Annotated in this window: 1 protein-coding gene; it reads left to right on the top strand. The window is 68.2% G+C overall.

Going from position 1 to position 617, the window contains the following annotated elements; translation table 11 throughout:
- The coding region (locus ACFPMG_RS28085; RefSeq protein WP_376998489.1) for a CoA transferase at positions 1-617 on the top strand (617 nt) is incomplete at both ends.

The raw sequence follows: 617 nt of genomic DNA on the forward strand, positions 1-617 counted from the left end.
GAAGGCGTGCGGGTTCTGGACTTCACCCATGTTCAGTCGGGTCCGACCTGCACGCAGCTTCTGGCGTGGTTCGGCGCCGACGTCATCAAGGTCGAGCGTCCGGGCGAGGGCGACATCACGCGCGGCCAGCTGCGCGACGTGCCCGAGGCCGACAGCCTCTACTTCACCATGCTGAACCACAACAAGCGGTCCATCACGCTGGACACCAAGAACCCGGACGGCAAGCGCGTCCTGGAGGATCTGGTGCGCATCTGCGACGTGATGGTCGAGAATTTCGCCCCCGGCGTGCTCGACCGCATGGGCCTGACCTGGGAGCGCATCCAGGAGCTGAACCCCCGCATCATCGTCGCCTCGGTCAAGGGCTTCGGCCCCGGCCCCTACGAGGACTGCAAGGTCTATGAGAACGTCGCGCAGTGCGCCGGCGGCTCGGCCTCGACGACCGGCTTCGACGACGGCCCGCCGATGGTCACCGGCGCCCAGATCGGCGACAGCGGCACCGGCCTGCATCTGGCGCTGGGCATCGTCACGGCGCTCTACCAGCGCACCCAGACCGGGCGCGGCCAGAAGGTGCTGGCGGCCATGCAGGACGCCGTGCTGAACCTCTGCCGCGTCAAGCT

It is taken from the genome of Azospirillum himalayense, assembly GCF_042657465.1.
GTDB lineage: Bacteria > Pseudomonadota > Alphaproteobacteria > Azospirillales > Azospirillaceae > Azospirillum > Azospirillum himalayense.